The following is a 16,408-nucleotide window of genomic DNA, read 5'->3' on the forward strand; positions in this document are numbered from 1 at the left end:
TGGTCTGGACCAGGTTGGGGCGCGCTCCACCCTCCCCAAACCCCCATGCCCGGAGGTAGTTGTGGACCGCGCCAGACACAGACCAGCCGGACCGGCCAAGCGCCGACTGCTCGCCGCGCTGACAGCCACCCTCCTCGCCCTGCCCGGCGTCACCGCGCTCGCGACGACCGCCCGCGCCGACGACGCGGACGTCCTGCGCAACGGCGGCTTCGAGGCGGGCCTCGACGGCTGGACCTGCCCGGGATCCGGCACCACGGTGAAGTCACCCGTCCGCAGCGGCAGTTCGGCGTTGCAGGCGACCCCGTCCGACAACGACAACGCCCAGTGCGCGCAGACGGTGCCGGTCCAGCCGAACTCCCAGTACACGCTGACCGGTTACGTCCGCGGCTCGTACGTCTACCTGGGCGCGAGCGACACCGGCACCACCGACGTCTCCACCTGGACCCAGTCCGCCCCCGACTGGCAGCAGCTCACCACCACCTTCCGCACCGGCGCGCAGACCACCGAGGTCACGGTCTACACGCACGGCTGGTACAGCACGGGCGCCTACTACGCCGACGACCTCTCGCTCGTCGGCCCGGGCGGGAGCACCGGCCAGCGGCCGCCCGCCGCACCGGCCGGCCTGACGACCGGCACCGTCACCTCGACCAGCGTCGCCCTGTCCTGGTCCCCGGTGACCGACGCCGCCGGCTACACGGTCTACCGCGACGGCACGAAGACCCAGACGGTGACCGGCACGTCCGCGACGATCACCGGCCTGTCGCCCTCGACCGCGTACGGCTTCCAGGTCGCGGCGGTGAACGCCGCGGGCGAGTCGGCGAGGTCGGCGACAGTGACGGCCCAGACAGCCGCGGACCCGGGCGGCCCGGACGACCCGGGCGGGCCCGGCGGCGGCACGGACCTGTCCGCACACGCCCTGGTCGGCTACCTGCACGCCAGCTTCGCCAACGGCTCCGGTTACACGCGCATGGCCGACGTCCCCGACAGCTGGGACGTCATCGACCTGGCCTTCGGCGAGCCGACGTCGGTCACCTCGGGCGACATCCGCTTCGACCGCTGCCCGGTCACCGAGTGCCCGAACGTCGAGAGCGATGCCGAGTTCAAGGCGGCGATCAAGGCCAAGCAGGCCGCCGGCAAGAAGGTCCTGATCTCCATCGGCGGCCAGAACGGCCAGGTGCAGTTGACCACGACGGCGGCCAGGGACACGTTCGTCTCGTCCGTTTCGAGCATCATCGACGTATACGGCCTCGACGGCCTCGACATCGACTTCGAAGGCCACTCCCTGTCCCTGGACGCGAACGACACGGACTTCAGGAACCCGACCACACCCGTGGTCGTCAACCTGATCTCGGCGCTGAAGACCCTGAAGGCGAAGTACGGCGCCGGGTTCGTCCTGACCATGGCCCCGGAGACCTTCTTCGTGCAGATGGGCTACCAGTACTACGGCACGGGCCAGTGGGGCGGCCAGGACCCGCGCTGCGGCGCGTACCTCCCGGTGATTTACGCCCTGCGCGACGACCTGACCCTGCTCCACGTCCAGGACTACAACTCGGGCCCGATCATGGGCCTGGACAACCAGTACCACTCCATGGGCGGCGCGGACTTCCACATCGCCATGACCGACATGCTCCTGACCGGCTTCCCGGTGGCAGGCAACGCGGCGAACGTCTTCCCGCCGCTGCGCCCCGACCAGGTCGCGATCGGCATGCCGGCGTCCACCAACGCGGGCAACGGCTACGTGGCCCCGGCGGAGGTCACCAAGACTCTGGACTGCCTGACCAGGGCGACGAACTGCGGCTCGTACACCACCCACGGCACCTGGCCGGCGCTGCGCGGTCTGATGACGTGGTCGGTCAACTGGGACCGGTTCGGGGACTGGCAGTTCCAGAACACCTTCGACGCCTACTTCGGCCGAGGCCGCTGACCAGCCGCCACAGCGCGGACAGCAGCATGGACGCCAGGCACCAACTGGCCACGACATCCAGGGGCCAGTGGTAGCCCCGCCGCACCAGCCCGAAGGAGGCACCCAGGACGAGCGCGACGCACACCGCGACGACGGTCCGGCGGGCGGCGGGCCTGCGCAGCCAGGGCAGGAGGACGAGCGCCGCGGCACCGTAGGCGACGGCGGCGGTGGCCGCGTGTCCCGACGGGAAGTAGCCGGTACCGGGCGGCATGACCGCCGTACCGGGCCGGGCCGTCCAGGCCTTCAACGGCACGACCAGCGCCGGGACCAGAGCCATCGTCACGGCCGCCGCGAGGGGCGCGCGCCACCAGTGGTCCGCGCCGGTGGCGCGGCCCCGCCGGGCCGTGTGGACCAGGACGGCCAGGAGCACGGGTACCGCGATCTGCACCAGGCCCAGATCGGCCAGCAGTTGGGAGAGGCGGTCCGGGTGCAGCAGGGCGTGCTCGACCTCCCGGTCCACCTCCAGCAGCGGGCCGCCCGCCACCACCTGCCAGGTGATCAGCGCGAGCAGGACGGCCGGGACGGCCAGGAGGAACACCACGAACACCACGGTGCACAGCTTCGCAGGTGGGGAGGGCGGTCCTGCCGGCCGGGCCCGAAGACACCGAAGGGCCGGCGCAAGGGGGGGAAGTGCGCCGGCCCGACGGGGACGGCCGTCCCAACTGTTTGCGACCGTCCGGACCGGAATGCCGCGCGCCCCGGGGGGTCTGGGGCGGGCGACTGTCCGATCATTGAGGAGAACCGGAACCCGAGGGCTCCGGGTGTGTGCGCGAGGCACGACCAGGTCGAAGCTGGGGAGGCCACGGCCTGGATCCGCCCGCAGTCCCCTGCGGGCGGGTGTATCTCTCATCCGGGAAGAACCTACGGCAGCCGGTGGGCGCAGGACAGCCGGAACGGCGTCCTGCCATCCACCTCGCACACCTTCTTCACACGCTCTGCAGGCTGCGTCAGGCGTGCGAATGCGCTGCTCAGATGCGCGCGAACGCCTGCTCGATGATGTCGAGACCCTCGCCCAGGAGGTCCTCGCCGATGACCAGCGGGGGCAGGAAGCGCAGCACGTTGCCATAGGTGCCGCAGCTCAGGACCAGCAGGCCCTCGGCGTGGCAGGCCTTGGTGAGCGCGGCCGTCGCCTCCGGGTTCGGCTCCTTGGTGTCACGGTCCTTGACCAGCTCGATGGCGATCATCGCGCCGCGGCCGCGGACGTCGCCGATGATGTCGAACTTGTCCTGCATCGCGGTGAGGCGGGCCTTCATGATCTCCTCGATCCGCTTCGCCTTGGCGTTGAGGTCGAGTTCCTTCATGGTCTCGATGGCGCCGAGCGCACCGGCGCAGGCCACCGGGTTGCCGCCGTAGGTGCCGCCGAGGCCGCCCGCGTGCGCGGCGTCCATGATCTCGGCGCGGCCGGTGACGGCGGCCAGCGGCAGACCGCCGGCGATGCCCTTGGCGGTGGTGATCAGGTCCGGGACGATGCCCTCGTCCTCGCAGGCGAACCACTGGCCGGTACGGCAGAAGCCGGCCTGGATCTCGTCGGCGACGAACACGATGCCGTTGTCGGCGGCGAACTGGCGGATCGCGGGCAGGAAGCCCTTGGCCGGCTCGATGAAGCCGCCCTCGCCGAGCACCGGCTCGATGATGATCGCGGCCACGTTGTCCGGGCCGACCTGCTTGGTGATCTGGTCGATGGCCTGCTTGGCGGCCTCGGGGCCGGCGTTCTCCGGGCCGGTCGGCCAGCGGTAGCCGTAGGCCACCGGCACCCGGTAGACCTCGGGCGCGAAGGGGCCGAAACCGTGCTTGTACGGCATGTTCTTCGCCGTCAGCGCCATGGTGAGGTTGGTGCGGCCGTGGTAGCCGTGGTCGAAGACGACGACGGCCTGGCGCTTGGTGTACGCGCGGGCGATCTTGACGGCGTTCTCGACGGCCTCGGCGCCCGAGTTGAACAGCGCGGACTTCTTGGCGTGGTCACCCGGCGTGAGCTCGGCCAGCGCCTCGGCGACAGCCACGTAGCCCTCGTACGGCGTGACCATGAAACACGTGTGGGTGAAGTCGGCGAGCTGCGCGGAGGCACGGCGTACGACGGCCTCGGCGGAGGCGCCGACCGAGGTCACCGCGATGCCGGAGCCGAAGTCGATGAGGCGGTTGCCGTCGACGTCCTCGATGATGCCGCCGCCGGCACGCGTGACGAAGACCGGCAGCGTGGAGCCCACGCCCTGCGCGACCACAGCGGTCCGGCGGGCCTGCAGCTCCTGCGACTTCGGGCCGGGGATGGCGGTGACGACGCGGCGCTCCTGCTCAAGTGCGGTCATGGGGGCTCCCTGATGAGATCTTGCGTACGGCGGCGTTTTTCGGACGCTTTTCCTTCTTTTCTCGCAGGCTAGGGCGACGGGGCGGACGTGGGCATGCTCCATGTGGGCGTTGTCGGCGCCCGCGGTTGTCCGCGGTGGACATAGCAGCGGACCCAGCGACGGACAGGGGCGGACGCGGACCGGAGGACGCGGGCGCCGGGGCCGTGACCTGCGGCGTACCGTGCAATCGGTGAACTCCCCTTGCCCGGGCGTTAGATTGACTCGCTGATGGTGGACGGAGCGGCTGGTCAGGGGGCAAGGGCGATGGACGACGGGACGCAGGACGCCCGGGGTACGCACGCGAACCCCGTGCCACGCCCGACGGTGCCACGGGACGCCCCCACGACGCCACCCCGGCCCACACGTCCGCCGGGCGCGCCGCAGTCGTACGAACATCCGCTTGCGCCGCAGCACAGCCCCCGGGCCGCCGTCGCCGAGTGGCTCGACACCCCGCGCCCGGCCGCCGCGCCCGGCATCTGGCGCTTCGGGCACCGCCCGTCCAAGGCCGCCAGGACGCCGGACCGGCTGCCGTCGATCACGATCGTCGGGCTGCTGATCCCGCTGGTCGTGGCCCTGCTGGTGTGGTCCCTGTGGCGTCAGGGCGCGCTGCCGTACCAGTGGGCGCCGCTGAAGCTGTTCACCCCCGGCGACTGGTGGTGGGGCGGCACGACCTCCCCCAAGGGAACGCAGGGCCATGAGGCCATGGTGGTCTATGACGGCGTGTTCTTCGCCGTGCTCGTCTACGCCGTCGGACGGCTCGGCAGCTGGCCCGACGTCGCCCGGCACTTCGTGGGCCGCCGCCCGCAGCCCGCGCGGGCCCTGTACGCCGCCGTCGGCGCCCTGATCGCGCTCAGCCTGGTCTTCCCCGATGCCTTCCCGGGCGTCGGCTGGAACCCCCTGCCGGTCGTCGATCCCGTGTTCTCCCTGGTCGTCCTCGTCTCGGGCGGCTACGGCCTGTTCTCCTCCCAGCTGTTCACCGACGCGCTGTACGCGCTCGTCACCCTGCTGGTCGTCTGGCCGTTCGCCCGGCTCGGCGACTGGTGGGCGTACGCCCGGGAACTCGCCGCGCGCCGCCGGGCGGCCGCGGCACCCGTCGCCCCGCTCGCGGCGGACCTGCCGCGCTCGCAGTGGCCCGGGCCGCGCCAGGCCGGGCAGTACCAGGCGGCCGACCTGCTGACCGGCGAGGTGGCCGCCGGCCGGATGAACGACGTGGACTGCGCCCGCGTCGAGCGGGCGTGGGAGGCGGCCGGGCGCGAGGCGCGGCCGGCCGCCTTCACCGACACCGTGCTGCGGCAGGGCGCCGCCGCCTGGACCCACCCCTCCGGGGCGCGCGACCTGCCCGGCCGCACCGCCCACCACGACCTGCTGGAAGGGCAGGTGCGCATCGGACAGTGGGCGCCGGGGGAGCGGACCCCGCGCGACTACGAGGGGGCGGGGGCCGCCCTGGGACCCGACACGCTGGGCACCTCGCTGCTGCTGGTGGGGCCGCCCGGCTCCGGGAAGACCCGGCACGTCACCGGGCCGGTCACCGAGGCGCTCACGCTCCAGGCGCTGACCGGCGGGTGCGCGGTCGTCGCCGTCTGCGCCGCCGGGACCCCGCTCGGCCCGGACTCCGCGTACGACGTGGTGGTCCGGATCGGCGACCCCGCCTCCGTCCACGACCTCGATCCCTACGCCGGGTCCGACGACCCCGACGAGGCCGCCGACTTCCTCGCCGAGGCCCTGGTCGGCGACCTCGACACCGTCGGCGCGCGGAACGCCGCCACCGCGCTGGCCCAGTTGCTCGGCCCCTACCGGGCGGTGCACGGCCACTTCCCGCCGCTGCCGGCGCTGCGCGAGCTGCTGGAGGGCGATCCGGGCACGCTGGCCTCGCTGCGGGCGGCGCTGTCGACGGACGAGCACGCCGTGATGCGGCGCGAACTCGACGCCCGGATGCGGCAGGCCGGCACCGCGGCCGACGCCGGGCCCGCCCTCGCGGACCGGCTCGCGCTCCTGGACCGGCCGGCCTTCGCCGAGTTCTTCGGCGCGGCGGGACCCGACGGCCGGCCCTTCTCGCTGCGGGCGGTCGCCCACCATCCGCTACGGGTCCGCGTCGACCTGCCCGAACGCGGGCACGAGGAGGCGTCCCGGCTGATCACCCGGCTGGTTCTGGCCCAGTTCCACACCGTCGCACGGGACACCCGGCGCCCCCACTTCGCCTGTCTGGTCCTCGACGACGCCACCGGGGCGATCACCGCCGAGTCGGTGCGCCGTGTCCAGGGGCTGCGCTCCCAGAACGCCGGTGTCGTCCTCGCGCTCCGGTCGGTCGCCGACGTGCCCGAGGCGCTGCACGGCCCGCTGCTTGCGGCCGTCGGCTGCCGTATGGCGCTCTCCGGCGTCACCACCTGGGACGGCAGCCGGTTCGCGCAGGCCTGGGGGACCGAGTGGGTGGAGACCAAGGAGGTGGCCAAGCACACCGTCTTCGCCCACCAGCCGATGACCCGTGCCATCCACGCCCTGCGCAAGCTGGTGACCGGACGGGCCGTGACCACGGATGCCGTGACGACCCGGCAGGTGGAGCGGGAGCGCTGGTCCGCCTCCCGGCTGGCCCAGGAGGTCCCGCCCGGTCACGGGGTGCTGTCGCTGACCAGCGTCCGGGGCGAGCACGCGCCGCCGCTGCTGGTGGACCTGCGGGGCTGAGGGGAGCGGGACGGCGAACGCGGCGGTTGTCCGCACGGGCGCAAAGCGTTCACCCGTGCGGACCGTAACGCGTTCACCGTACGGTGAGGCAGAATCGGCATAGGCCGTTCATACGTGACGTCCAAAAGATCACAACGATCATCCGATCTCCACAGAACCCCGCAGGAACCGCCACCGAAGAACCGTCACCCGAAAACCGCCGACCGCCGCCGAAGAACTTCCTCCGAAGTACCCTCCGAGACCAGAAGGCCTCATGCCCCCGACGCTCGCCTCGCTCGTCCAACACTCCGCGCTCAAGCTGACCGTGCGCGCGGGCGGGGACCGCCTGGACGTACCAGTCCGCTGGGCCCACGTCAGCGAGCTCGCCGACCCCGTGCCGTACATGGAGGGCGGGGAGCTGCTGCTGATCACCGCGCTCAAGCTGGACGCGGAGGAGCCCGACACCATGCGCCGCTATGTGAAGCGGCTGGCCAAGGCCGGGGTCGTCGGGCTCGGCTTCGCGGTCGGGGTGAACTACGACGAGATCCCCGCGGCGCTCGTCGACGCCGCCGAGGAGGAGAACCTGCCGCTGCTCGAAGTGCCCCGCCGCACTCCGTTCCTCGCCATCAGCAAGGCGGTCTCGGCGGCCATCGCGGCCGACCAGTACCGGGCGGTCACGGCAGGCTTCGCCGCCCAGCGGGAGCTGACCAAACAGGCCCTGAACGCCGGACCGGAGGGACTGCTCGCCGCGCTCGCGGCCCAGGTGGACGGCTGGACGGCGCTCTACGACGCCTCCGGCGCCGTCGTCGCCGCGGCACCCGAGTGGGCCACACGCCGCGCCGAACGGCTCACGGCCGACATCGAGCGGCTGCGCGACCGGTCCGCCCCCGCGTCGGCCGTGGTCGGCGGGCCCGAGACCGAGGACCGCGTCGAACTGCACTCCCTCGGCACCGGGCGCCGTCCGCGCGCCGCGCTCGCCGTCGGCACGGCCGCCGCCCTCGGCACCGCCGAGCGGTACGCCGTCCACTCCGCCGTGGCCCTGCTGACGCTCATCACGGAACGCTCACGCTCACTGCACGCCGCCGAGCAGCGGATCGGCGCCGCCGTGCTGCGCATGCTGCTCGCCGGGCAGCCGGACCACGCCCGCGCGGTGGCCGGCGACCTGTACGGCGGCCTGCTCGACGCCCCCTTCCGCGTGATCGTCGCCGAGTCCGCCTCGGCGTCCGCCGCGCGGGCGCACGCCGGTGCCCACGCGCGCGTGCAGCCCGCCGCACCCTCCTCGGCCGCCGTACTGGCCGGCGCCGATCCCGGCGCCGACCCGCTCGCCGCGCTGGCCGAGGTCGTGGAGGCGGCCGCCGCCCGGTCGGGCGAGGCCGTGCTGGTGGTGCCCGACGGGGAGCGCCTGGTGGTGCTGGCCGCCGACGGCGGCGCGGCCGTGGCGGTGTGCGGCCGGTACGCGTCCGCGCTGGAGGCGGCGCGGGCCGAGACCGTGCGCGAGCAGCAGGGCGGGGAGGAGGACGAACTGGTCGTCGGCCTGTCCGGGCCGGCCGGGCCCATCGCGGCCGCCGCCGCGTACAAGCAGGCCGAACAGGCGCTGTCGGTGGCGCGGCGGCGCGGACGGGTGCTCGTCGAGCACGAACAGCTCGCCTCCGGATCGGTGCTGCCGCTGCTGGCGGACGACGCGGTGAGGGCGTTCGCGGACGGGCTGCTGCGCGCGCTGTACGAGCACGACGCGACGGGACGCGGCGACCTGGTGGCCTCGCTGCGGGCCTGGCTGTCCCGGCACGGCCAGTGGGACGCGGCCGCCGCCGACCTCGGTGTCCACCGGCACACCCTGCGGTACCGGATGCGCAGGGTCGAGGAGATCCTCGGCCGCTCCCTGGACGACCCGGACGTGCGGATGGAGCTGTGGCTGGCGCTGAAGGCCACCTCCACGGAGTGAAGGCCACCTCCACGGAGCAGGGAGCCGCCGGACACGGCACCGGACAGCGCGCTGGATACCGCTCGTACGCCAATCCGGCGCACCCCCGCCCCGTACTGCTACGACTCGGACAAACGACCCCGGGCCGTCCCCGCCCTACCGTGGACGTCGACAGCAGACACCCCCAAACGCGGAAGGGCCGGGACTCGTACATGACTTCCACCCACGCCTTCTGGCTCGCCGGCCGCCAGGTCACCGGCGAGGACACCTTCGACGTCACCAACCCGTGGGACGGGCGGCTGGTCGGCAAGGCCGTGGTGCCGTCCGACGCCCAGGTCGAGGAGGCCGTGGCCGCCGCGTACGCCGTGCGGGACGAGTTCGCCGCCACCCCGGCGCACGTACGGGCCGCCGCCCTCGACCACGTCAGCAAGCGGCTGGTGGAGCGCACCGAGGAGATCGCGCAGCTCATCTCCGCCGAGAACGGCAAGCCGATCAAGTGGGCGCGCGGCGAGGTCGGCCGTGCCGTGTCCGTGTTCCGGTTCGCCGCGGAGGAGGCCCGCCGGTTCAACGGCGGCGACGCCCAGCGCCTGGACACCGACGCCGGTGGCCAGGGCCGCCTCGCCCTCACCCGCCGCTTCCCCAAGGGTGTCGTGCTTGGCATCGCGCCGTTCAACTTCCCGCTGAACCTGTGCGCCCACAAGGTCGCCCCGGCCATCGCCGCCGGCGCGCCGATCATCCTCAAGCCCGCCCCGGCCACCCCGCTGTCCGGGCTGATCCTCGGCGAGCTGCTGGCCGAGACCGACCTGCCGGCCGGCTCCTGGTCGATCCTCCCGGTCGCCAACGAGAAGATGCCCGCCCTCGTCCAGGACGAGCGCCTCCCGGTCATCTCCTTCACCGGTTCCGAGAAGGTCGGCTACGCGATCATGGACTCGGTGCCGCGCAAGCACTGCACCCTGGAGCTCGGCGGCAACGGTGCGGCGGTCGTCCTCGCCGACTACGCGAGCGACGAGGACCTGGACTGGGCCGCGAGCCGCATCGCGACCTTCTCCAACTACCAGGGCGGCCAGTCCTGCATCTCCGTGCAGCGCGTGATCGCCGACGCCTCGGTCTACGAGCGCCTGCTGCCGCGCATCGTCGCCGCCGTCGAGGCCCAGGTCACCGGTGACCCCTCCGACCCGAAGACCGACGTCGGCCCGCTGGTCAGCGAGGACGCCGCCCAGCGCGTGGAGTCCTGGGTGCAGGAGGCCGTCGAGGCCGGCGCCACCCTGCGCACCGGCGGCAAGCGCGACGGCGCCTCGTACGCCCCGACCGTCCTCACCGACGTGCCCTCCGAGGTGACGATCTCCTGCGAGGAGGTCTTCGGCCCCGTCCTGACCGTGCAGAAGGTGAACGGCGAGGCCGAGGCCTTCGCCGCCGTCAACGACTCCAAGTACGGCCTCCAGGCGGGCGTGTTCACCCACGACCTGCAGACCGCCTTCCGCGCCCACCGCACCCTGGAGGTCGGCGGCGTCGTCGTCGGCGACGTCCCCTCCTACCGCGCCGACCAGATGCCGTACGGCGGCGTCAAGCAGTCCGGCGTGGGCCGCGAGGGCGTCAAGTTCGCGATGGACGACTACACCTACGAGCGCGTCCTGGTCCTGACCGGCCTCGCCTTGTAGGCCCCCCTTCCGGACAGCCGACAACGGCCGGAGCCCGCTGTGCGGGGGCTCCGGCCGTTGTCGTACGTGCTTGTCCCGACAGGCCAGGGAGCACGTCAACCAGGCCAACCGGTGACCACGGCAACGGAGGGTCAACTCCCACTCGGCGACGGTGAGATCCCGCGCCACCCCTTGTAAGGAACGGGCCGGCCGGTGTGCGCGTCGAGCAGGACGCGGTCGCCCACGGGACGTTCCAGCCTCACCGTCACCTGCTGCAGCCTCGCCTGCTTGGTGCAGGTGCTGCCGCCCCCCTGCCCCCTGACCGTGGCCGACAGTACGACGCTTCCGCGTGTCTCCAGCACGCCCACCTCGGCCCCGTCGCCGCAGACGCCATGGAGGGCGACGACGGTCAGTGAGCGGCCTCGTCGGTGATCCTGATGAGCCGGTTGAGCGGATGGCCGGGGATGTCACGGGCCGCTTTGATCGGCGACGGAGGGAGTTTCGACGGGACGGCCGCAGCGTGCTTGAGGGGAGTGGCATAGCCGTCCAGGGTGAAGAGCCAGGCCGGAACCGTCGCCGGCCCACGGCTGGTGACCATCGTCATCTTGCCCAGCTCCGCCCCGGTCACCGTGAGGTGTGGTTCTCCGTCATCGTGGGTGCCGGCCAAGATCCTGTACGACTGGCCCGCGCCCACCAGCGGCCGGATGAGCGTGTCGCCCCCGGGCCACGTGACCTGGCCGTTCTTGGGCGCAGCACCGGGCAACTCGGCTCTCAGAACGAAGTTCTGGTTCTCGTAGGCCTGCCTGTCAGCCTGGCTGTGCAGGCCGCCTCTCGGCAACTGGATTGCTTCTCCCATGGGGTGGTAGCCAGTGCGCCACGCTCCAGCAGCGGCTGAGCCGTCCCAAGCGGCAGCGACCTGCCGGGCACGGTCCGCGAGTACATCCGGCTCGCCGCCGGCCGCTGCCCACTGGCCGCCGCAACCGGAGACAGCCGTCAGGCCGCCGGCGGACAGGACAATCCCAGCAAGCAGACTGACCGAGCGCGATGCCCTGATGCGCATCTGTCCTCCCAAACGTACGGAGTCGCAGTTGGTGCTGTGACCGAGAAGGTTCACCGGGGTCAGGAACTGTCGCGCTGATCACGGACGGAGCCAGATGGCAGTGGCAGCGAGGGCGAGGGCGAGGAGAAGCCTTCCCCTTATTGGGTGGCACGTGCACTGTCGTCCTGCAAGCATCTGCGGATGCTCACACTCGCCGATGATCTTGGGCACCTTTCCTACGTCGTCACCGGCGACGGACCGCCCGTCGTACTCGTGCACGCCGGCGTCGCTGACCACCGTATGTGGGACGCGATCGTGTCCGACCTAACAGAACGGCACACCGTCATTCGGTACGACTTGCGCGGCTTCGGTGAATCCGCACCGCCGACCGGCCCGTTCGGCGAGACGGACGATCTGCGCCGTCTCCTGGACCACCTCGGCTACGAACGCGTACGGCTCGTCGGCGCGTCGTGGGGCGGCCGCGTGGCCGTGGACTTCAGTCTCACCCACCCGGGCCGGGTGCACTCCATGGCGCTGCTCGCCCCGCCATGGCCGGGATACCACTGGTCTGCGGAAATGGTCGAGTACGACGAGGCGGAAACGGCGGCCCTGGCCTCGGGCGACTTGGATGCCGCCGTCCGTATCAACCTGGACATGTGGCTGCGCGGGCCGGCGCGAAGGTGGGAGGACGTCGCCGCTGGACTGGCTGACCAACTCCGCGGCCCGATACGAATGTCGCTGGCGAACCAAGAGATCAGGGAAAAGCGCTCCCAAGACGTCGCAACCGGCGACATCGCCGTCATCTCCGTCCCCACGCTGGTCGGGATCGGCAAGCTCGATATCGCCGATTTCCAGGACATCGCCCGCCGGTACGCCTCTGAGATCCCCGATGCCACCTTGGTCGAGTTCGCCACCGCTGCTCACCTCATAGCGCTGGACGCGCCCGCCGAGCTCATCTCGATGCTGGGCCCGTTCCTCGGCCGTTAGTGCCGGATCGGGATGGTGGCTCACCGGATGTCATGACGCGGGCGCGTTCGTTGCGTTGGGCAGTGAGCAGGCCGGGGTGGCGGACGTTGGAGTCGATGGCTTTCATCGAGGAATTGCTGGGAGACCTATGAAGAACGTCAGGGAACTGACCTGGGTCAAGAGCACCTACAGCAGCGGTGAGGGCGGCCAGTGCGTCGAGGTCGCCCTCACCACCACCGCCGTCCACGTCCGGGACTCCAAGGACACCGTCCGCCCCGGGCTGGCCCTCGGACAGGACGCCTGGGCGATGTTCGTCGCGCACGCCGTCGACCGGAACGGCTGAGCCGCAGTCGTAGGACCGTACCTCCTCGGCTGAGGGAGGGCAGGCAATCGGGTGACCGGGCGGCCGGGATGAAGGGGATGGAGCCTCGGTGTTCAACTTGGTGGCCGGTGCGTTGGTCGCTTTTGGAGGGATCCTCCACGGGGGCCTTCTGACCCGCAGGGTCTGGCGTGATCCCGACTTCGCCCGGCGGCTGTCCCAGAGGATGACCGGTCTCCCCTACGGCCTTGAGGGCAACCGGGGGGTGGTGAGGGCCTCCGCGGTACTGACGGTCGAACTGGTCTTCCTGGGAGGCATCTTCGTTTCCGGCGGCCTGGAGGAGGTGTGGCAGGGCAGGGCGAGGGAGGACGTGCTGCTCGCCCTCGGCCTGCTCATGATCACACTGTTCCTGCTGGCCGCCGCCGTGAACCTCTCGGTCGTCTGGTTCAACATCCCGAGGTGGACCGTTCCGCCACACATGCGGGGCGACAGGGGCGTGAAGACCGAGGCGCTGCGCAGCCGCTGGGCCAGGCTCACCAGGAAGCGCTGATCGGGGGAGTCTCGTCGGGTGGGGAGGGGAGGGGCCGCGACTCAGGCCGTGAAGCCGACCCGTGACAGCCGCAGGGGGCCGGTCAGCCTGACGTGTACGTCGTGGACGCCGGTGGTGGTGGCCAGAGTGGTGAGCGTGGTGTAGTCGTACGGGCCCGACGTGGGTGTGGTCAGGGTGAGGGTGGCGAGCGGCGGGCCGCCGTTCAGGATCAGTTCCACGGTGCCCTCGCCTGCCACTTCCACGCTCACCCCCGTCACTCCGGTGCCGAAGTCGCAGCCGCGGTAGAGGAGTTCGCCCGGCCTGCCGGAGGCGGGTGTCACCGCGTCGCCCGTGGTCCTCGTCCGGTCGACGATCTCGATGCCCGACTGCTCGTCGAAGTCGGCGGCGTTCAGGCCGTGGTGGAGGATCGGCCGTGGTGTGCCGGGTTCCCCGTCGAGGGTGAGCGTGGTGCGGAGGCGGATGTCCTCGCTGGAGGCGCCGACGAGGAGGTCGTAGGGGCCCGGCTCCAGACGCCGGCGGTTCTGGGAGACGTCCCAGAACTCCAGGGCGGAGAGGGGGACTTCGAAGGTCAGGTCCGCCTTCTCGCCGGGCGTGAGCGTGACGCGGCGGTGGGCCGCGAGCTCGCGGCGCGGGCGCGGGACCGACGGGTTCGCGGCGCGGGTGTAGACCTGGGCGACCTCGTCGGCCGTGACGTCCCCGGTGTTGGTGACCGTGCAGGAGACGTGCACCGTGTCCCCGGCGACCCGGACCGTCAGGTCGCCGTATCCGAACGACGCGTACGACAGCCCGTGTCCGAAGGGGAACAGCGGGGTGCCCTCGAAGTACAGGTACGTCTGGCGGCTGCCGATCACGTCGTAGTCGAGCAGGTCCGGCAGGTCGGAGTCGTCCGCGTACCAGGTCTGCGGGAGCCGGCCGGCGGGGGAGGAGTCGCCGGCCAGCGCCCGGGCCAGGGCGGTGCCCGCCGCCTGGCCGCCATGGGCGGTCCACAGCACCGCCCGCAGGGGGGCGGGGTCGACCGCGTACGGGTACGACGAGACCAGTATCAGCACCGTGTTCCGGTTCGCGGCGCGGGCCGCGCGCAGCAGCCGCTCCTGGTGCTCCGGCAGCCGCAGGGTCGTACGGTCCTGAGTCTCCCGGCCGTTGATGTGCGGGTCGTTGCCCGCCACCACCAGCACCACGTCGGCCCGGCCGGCCGCGCGTGCCACCGCCTCCTCGCCGCGCTCGGTCACGACCGGTTCGAAGACCTCGGGGTTCTCCACGGCGACCCGCACGCCCTGCGCGGTGACACAGACGTGACGACCCGTCCCGAGGTGCCGCAGCAGGTGGCCCCCGCCGTACGGTTCGAGGCGGAACGTCTCCTGCACCACCCAGCCGCCGGGCTGGTCGGCCGAGGCGCGCAGGTAGCCGTCGTCGGCCACCGAGAGGTAGCGGCCGTCCGGGGCGCGCAGGGTCAGGACACCCTCGCCCCAGTCCACCAACGCCAGTTCGGTGCCGGTGGCGTCGGTGGTGAGGGGCGGTAGGTCGGTGCGGCCGGACAGCAGCGCCGGGTCCAGCGCGCCCTCGGCGCCGCGTACCCGGTCGCTCGCGTCCGCGGCCGACGGTACGCGCAGGAAGGTGCCGTCGGCCGTGCGCAGCCGTATCCGGTCCACACCCTCCGCGAACGCCACACGCTCGGCGCCGAACCGCTCGTACAGGCCCTCCAGCGGCGTGGACCGGTGCAGCAGCGTGCCGCTGTACCAGTCGAGCTTGCACTCGTCGGCGAGCAGGCCGACCACAGCGATGCGGGCGTCCGGGGCCAGGGGCAGCAGGCCGTCGTTGCTCAGCAGCACGATCGCCTGCTCGGCGGCCTCCTGGGCGAGCGCGCGGTGCTCCGGAGTGTCGAAGTCCTCGGTCGCGGCGTGCGGATCGTCTGCCGGGTCGAACTCGCCGAGCCGCAAGCGCACCGAGAGCTGCCGGCGCACCGCCGTGTCGACGTCGGCCTCGGTCAGCAGCCCCTGGTCCAGGGCGCCCCGCACCCGCGCCACGATCTTCGTCGGGTCCGTGCCGTGGTCGGTGAAGCTGTCCACGCCGGCCAGCAGCGCGGACGCGGTGGCCTCCTCGTGGGTGGCGAAGTAGTGCTCGGAGTCGACCAGGTTGGAGGGCGCGCACGCGTCCGAGCAGACCAGCAGCTCCTCGTCGGTCCAGGCGCGCAGGTGCTCGCGCAGGTACGGCGAGACGTGGTTGGGGCGGCCGTTGACCAGGTTGTAGGCGGGCATCACGCCGGCCACCGCGCCCGCCGCCACCGCCGCCCGGAAGGCCCGCAGGTCGTACTCGTGCAGGACGCGCGGGCGCACTGAGGAGGACGTGGTGTCCCGGCGCGTCTCGTTGTTGTGGGCCAGCCAGTGCTTGAGGACCGGTGCCGTGCGCCAGTACGTCGGATGGCCGCCGCGCAGGCCGCGGGTGTAGGCGACGGCGATCGCCGACGTCAGCCCCGGATCCTCCGAGTAGCCCTCCTCGTTGCGGCCCCACAGTGGGTGGCGCAGCAAATTCACCACCGGCGCCCAGACGTTGAGGCCGACGCGGTCGTCGCGGGCGCGCATCGCCCGGACCTCGCGGGAGACCGCCTCGCCGATGCGGCGCACCAGGTCGTCGTTCCAGGTGGCGCCGAGCCCGACGGCCTGCGGGAAGACCGTCGCCGGGCCCATCCAGGCCACCCCGTGCAGCGCCTCCTGACCGGTGCGGAACGCGGCGACGTCCAGCCGCGGAACGGCGGGCGCGAACTGGTGCAGGAAGGAGACCTTCTCGTCGAGGGTCAGCCGTGCCAGCAGATCGTCGACGCGCTTCGCGAACGGCAGCCGCGGATCGCGGAACGGCGGAGTGTGAGGCGTTCGTACGGTCACGTGGGGGTCCCCCTGGCGCTGGAACGGCGAGCCTCTTTCGAAGCGCTTCGATGCTCAGTCGACTCGCGGCGGGTGTCAAGACGGTCCGGGGTAACAAGTCCGGTTCCTGGCCCGCATCTCAAGGGACGTATGAG

11 protein-coding genes are annotated in these 16,408 nt (G+C 72.2%); 7 read left to right on the forward strand and 4 right to left on the reverse strand.

Features of this window, described 5'->3' with window-relative positions:
- The first annotated feature begins 61 nt into the window (after positions 1-61).
- On the forward strand, positions 62-1,924 hold the full coding sequence (locus ACTYVM_RS27490; RefSeq protein ID WP_445528526.1) for a chitinase: 1,863 nt from the start codon (positions 62-64) through the stop codon (positions 1,922-1,924).
- Here ACTYVM_RS27490 and ACTYVM_RS27495 read toward each other — a convergent pair.
- On the reverse strand, positions 1,854-2,513 hold the full coding sequence (locus tag ACTYVM_RS27495) for a phosphatase PAP2 family protein (protein ID WP_445528527.1): 660 nt from the start codon (positions 2,511-2,513) through the stop codon (positions 1,854-1,856). The two genes, ACTYVM_RS27490 and ACTYVM_RS27495, sit on opposite strands and share 71 nt — an antisense overlap.
- Before the next feature lie 418 nt (positions 2,514-2,931).
- Complete coding sequence (gene gabT / locus ACTYVM_RS27500) at positions 2,932-4,266, reverse strand: 4-aminobutyrate--2-oxoglutarate transaminase (protein WP_445528528.1); 1,335 nt, start codon at positions 4,264-4,266, stop codon at positions 2,932-2,934.
- Between the two features lie 303 nt (positions 4,267-4,569).
- Here gabT and ACTYVM_RS27505 point away from each other — a divergent pair, with 303 nt between their 5' ends.
- From ACTYVM_RS27505 to ACTYVM_RS27515, 3 genes are all read left to right on the forward strand, one after another.
- Positions 4,570-6,984, forward strand: a complete 2,415-nt coding sequence (locus ACTYVM_RS27505; RefSeq protein ID WP_445528529.1) for an ATP/GTP-binding protein — start codon at positions 4,570-4,572, stop codon at positions 6,982-6,984.
- 253 nt (positions 6,985-7,237) lie between these two features.
- On the forward strand, positions 7,238-8,905 hold the full coding sequence (locus ACTYVM_RS27510; protein WP_445528530.1) for a PucR family transcriptional regulator: 1,668 nt from the start codon (positions 7,238-7,240) through the stop codon (positions 8,903-8,905).
- A gap of 191 nt (positions 8,906-9,096) precedes the next feature.
- Complete coding sequence (locus tag ACTYVM_RS27515; RefSeq protein ID WP_445528531.1) at positions 9,097-10,542, forward strand: aldehyde dehydrogenase family protein; 1,446 nt, start codon at positions 9,097-9,099, stop codon at positions 10,540-10,542.
- A gap of 388 nt (positions 10,543-10,930) precedes the next feature.
- On the opposite strand, the gene ACTYVM_RS27520 is transcribed toward ACTYVM_RS27515, so the two are convergent.
- On the reverse strand, positions 10,931-11,581 hold the full coding sequence (locus tag ACTYVM_RS27520; RefSeq protein WP_445528532.1) for a hypothetical protein: 651 nt from the start codon (positions 11,579-11,581) through the stop codon (positions 10,931-10,933).
- Between the two features lie 180 nt (positions 11,582-11,761).
- On the opposite strand from ACTYVM_RS27520, the gene ACTYVM_RS27525 reads away from it, so the two are divergent.
- The 3 genes from ACTYVM_RS27525 to ACTYVM_RS27535 all read left to right on the forward strand — a co-directional run bounded on the left by ACTYVM_RS27525 (position 11,762) and on the right by ACTYVM_RS27535 (position 13,395).
- Positions 11,762-12,547, forward strand: a complete 786-nt coding sequence (locus tag ACTYVM_RS27525; protein ID WP_445528533.1) for an alpha/beta fold hydrolase — start codon at positions 11,762-11,764, stop codon at positions 12,545-12,547.
- Positions 12,548-12,674: 127 nt separating this feature from the next.
- Positions 12,675-12,869 (forward strand): DUF397 domain-containing protein, encoded by a 195-nt coding sequence (locus ACTYVM_RS27530; protein WP_445528534.1) that lies wholly within the window; start codon positions 12,675-12,677, stop codon positions 12,867-12,869.
- A 202-nt stretch (positions 12,870-13,071) separates the two neighbouring features.
- Complete coding sequence (locus tag ACTYVM_RS27535; RefSeq protein ID WP_445528535.1) at positions 13,072-13,395, forward strand: hypothetical protein; 324 nt, start codon at positions 13,072-13,074, stop codon at positions 13,393-13,395.
- A gap of 41 nt (positions 13,396-13,436) precedes the next feature.
- Here ACTYVM_RS27535 and ACTYVM_RS27540 read toward each other — a convergent pair whose 3' ends face one another.
- Entirely contained in the window at positions 13,437-16,274 is a 2,838-nt protein-coding gene (locus ACTYVM_RS27540; RefSeq protein WP_445528536.1) for a glycoside hydrolase family 3 C-terminal domain-containing protein, read from the reverse strand.
- Positions 16,275-16,408: the final 134 nt, after the last annotated feature.

Source organism: Streptomyces cyslabdanicus, from assembly GCF_052663305.1.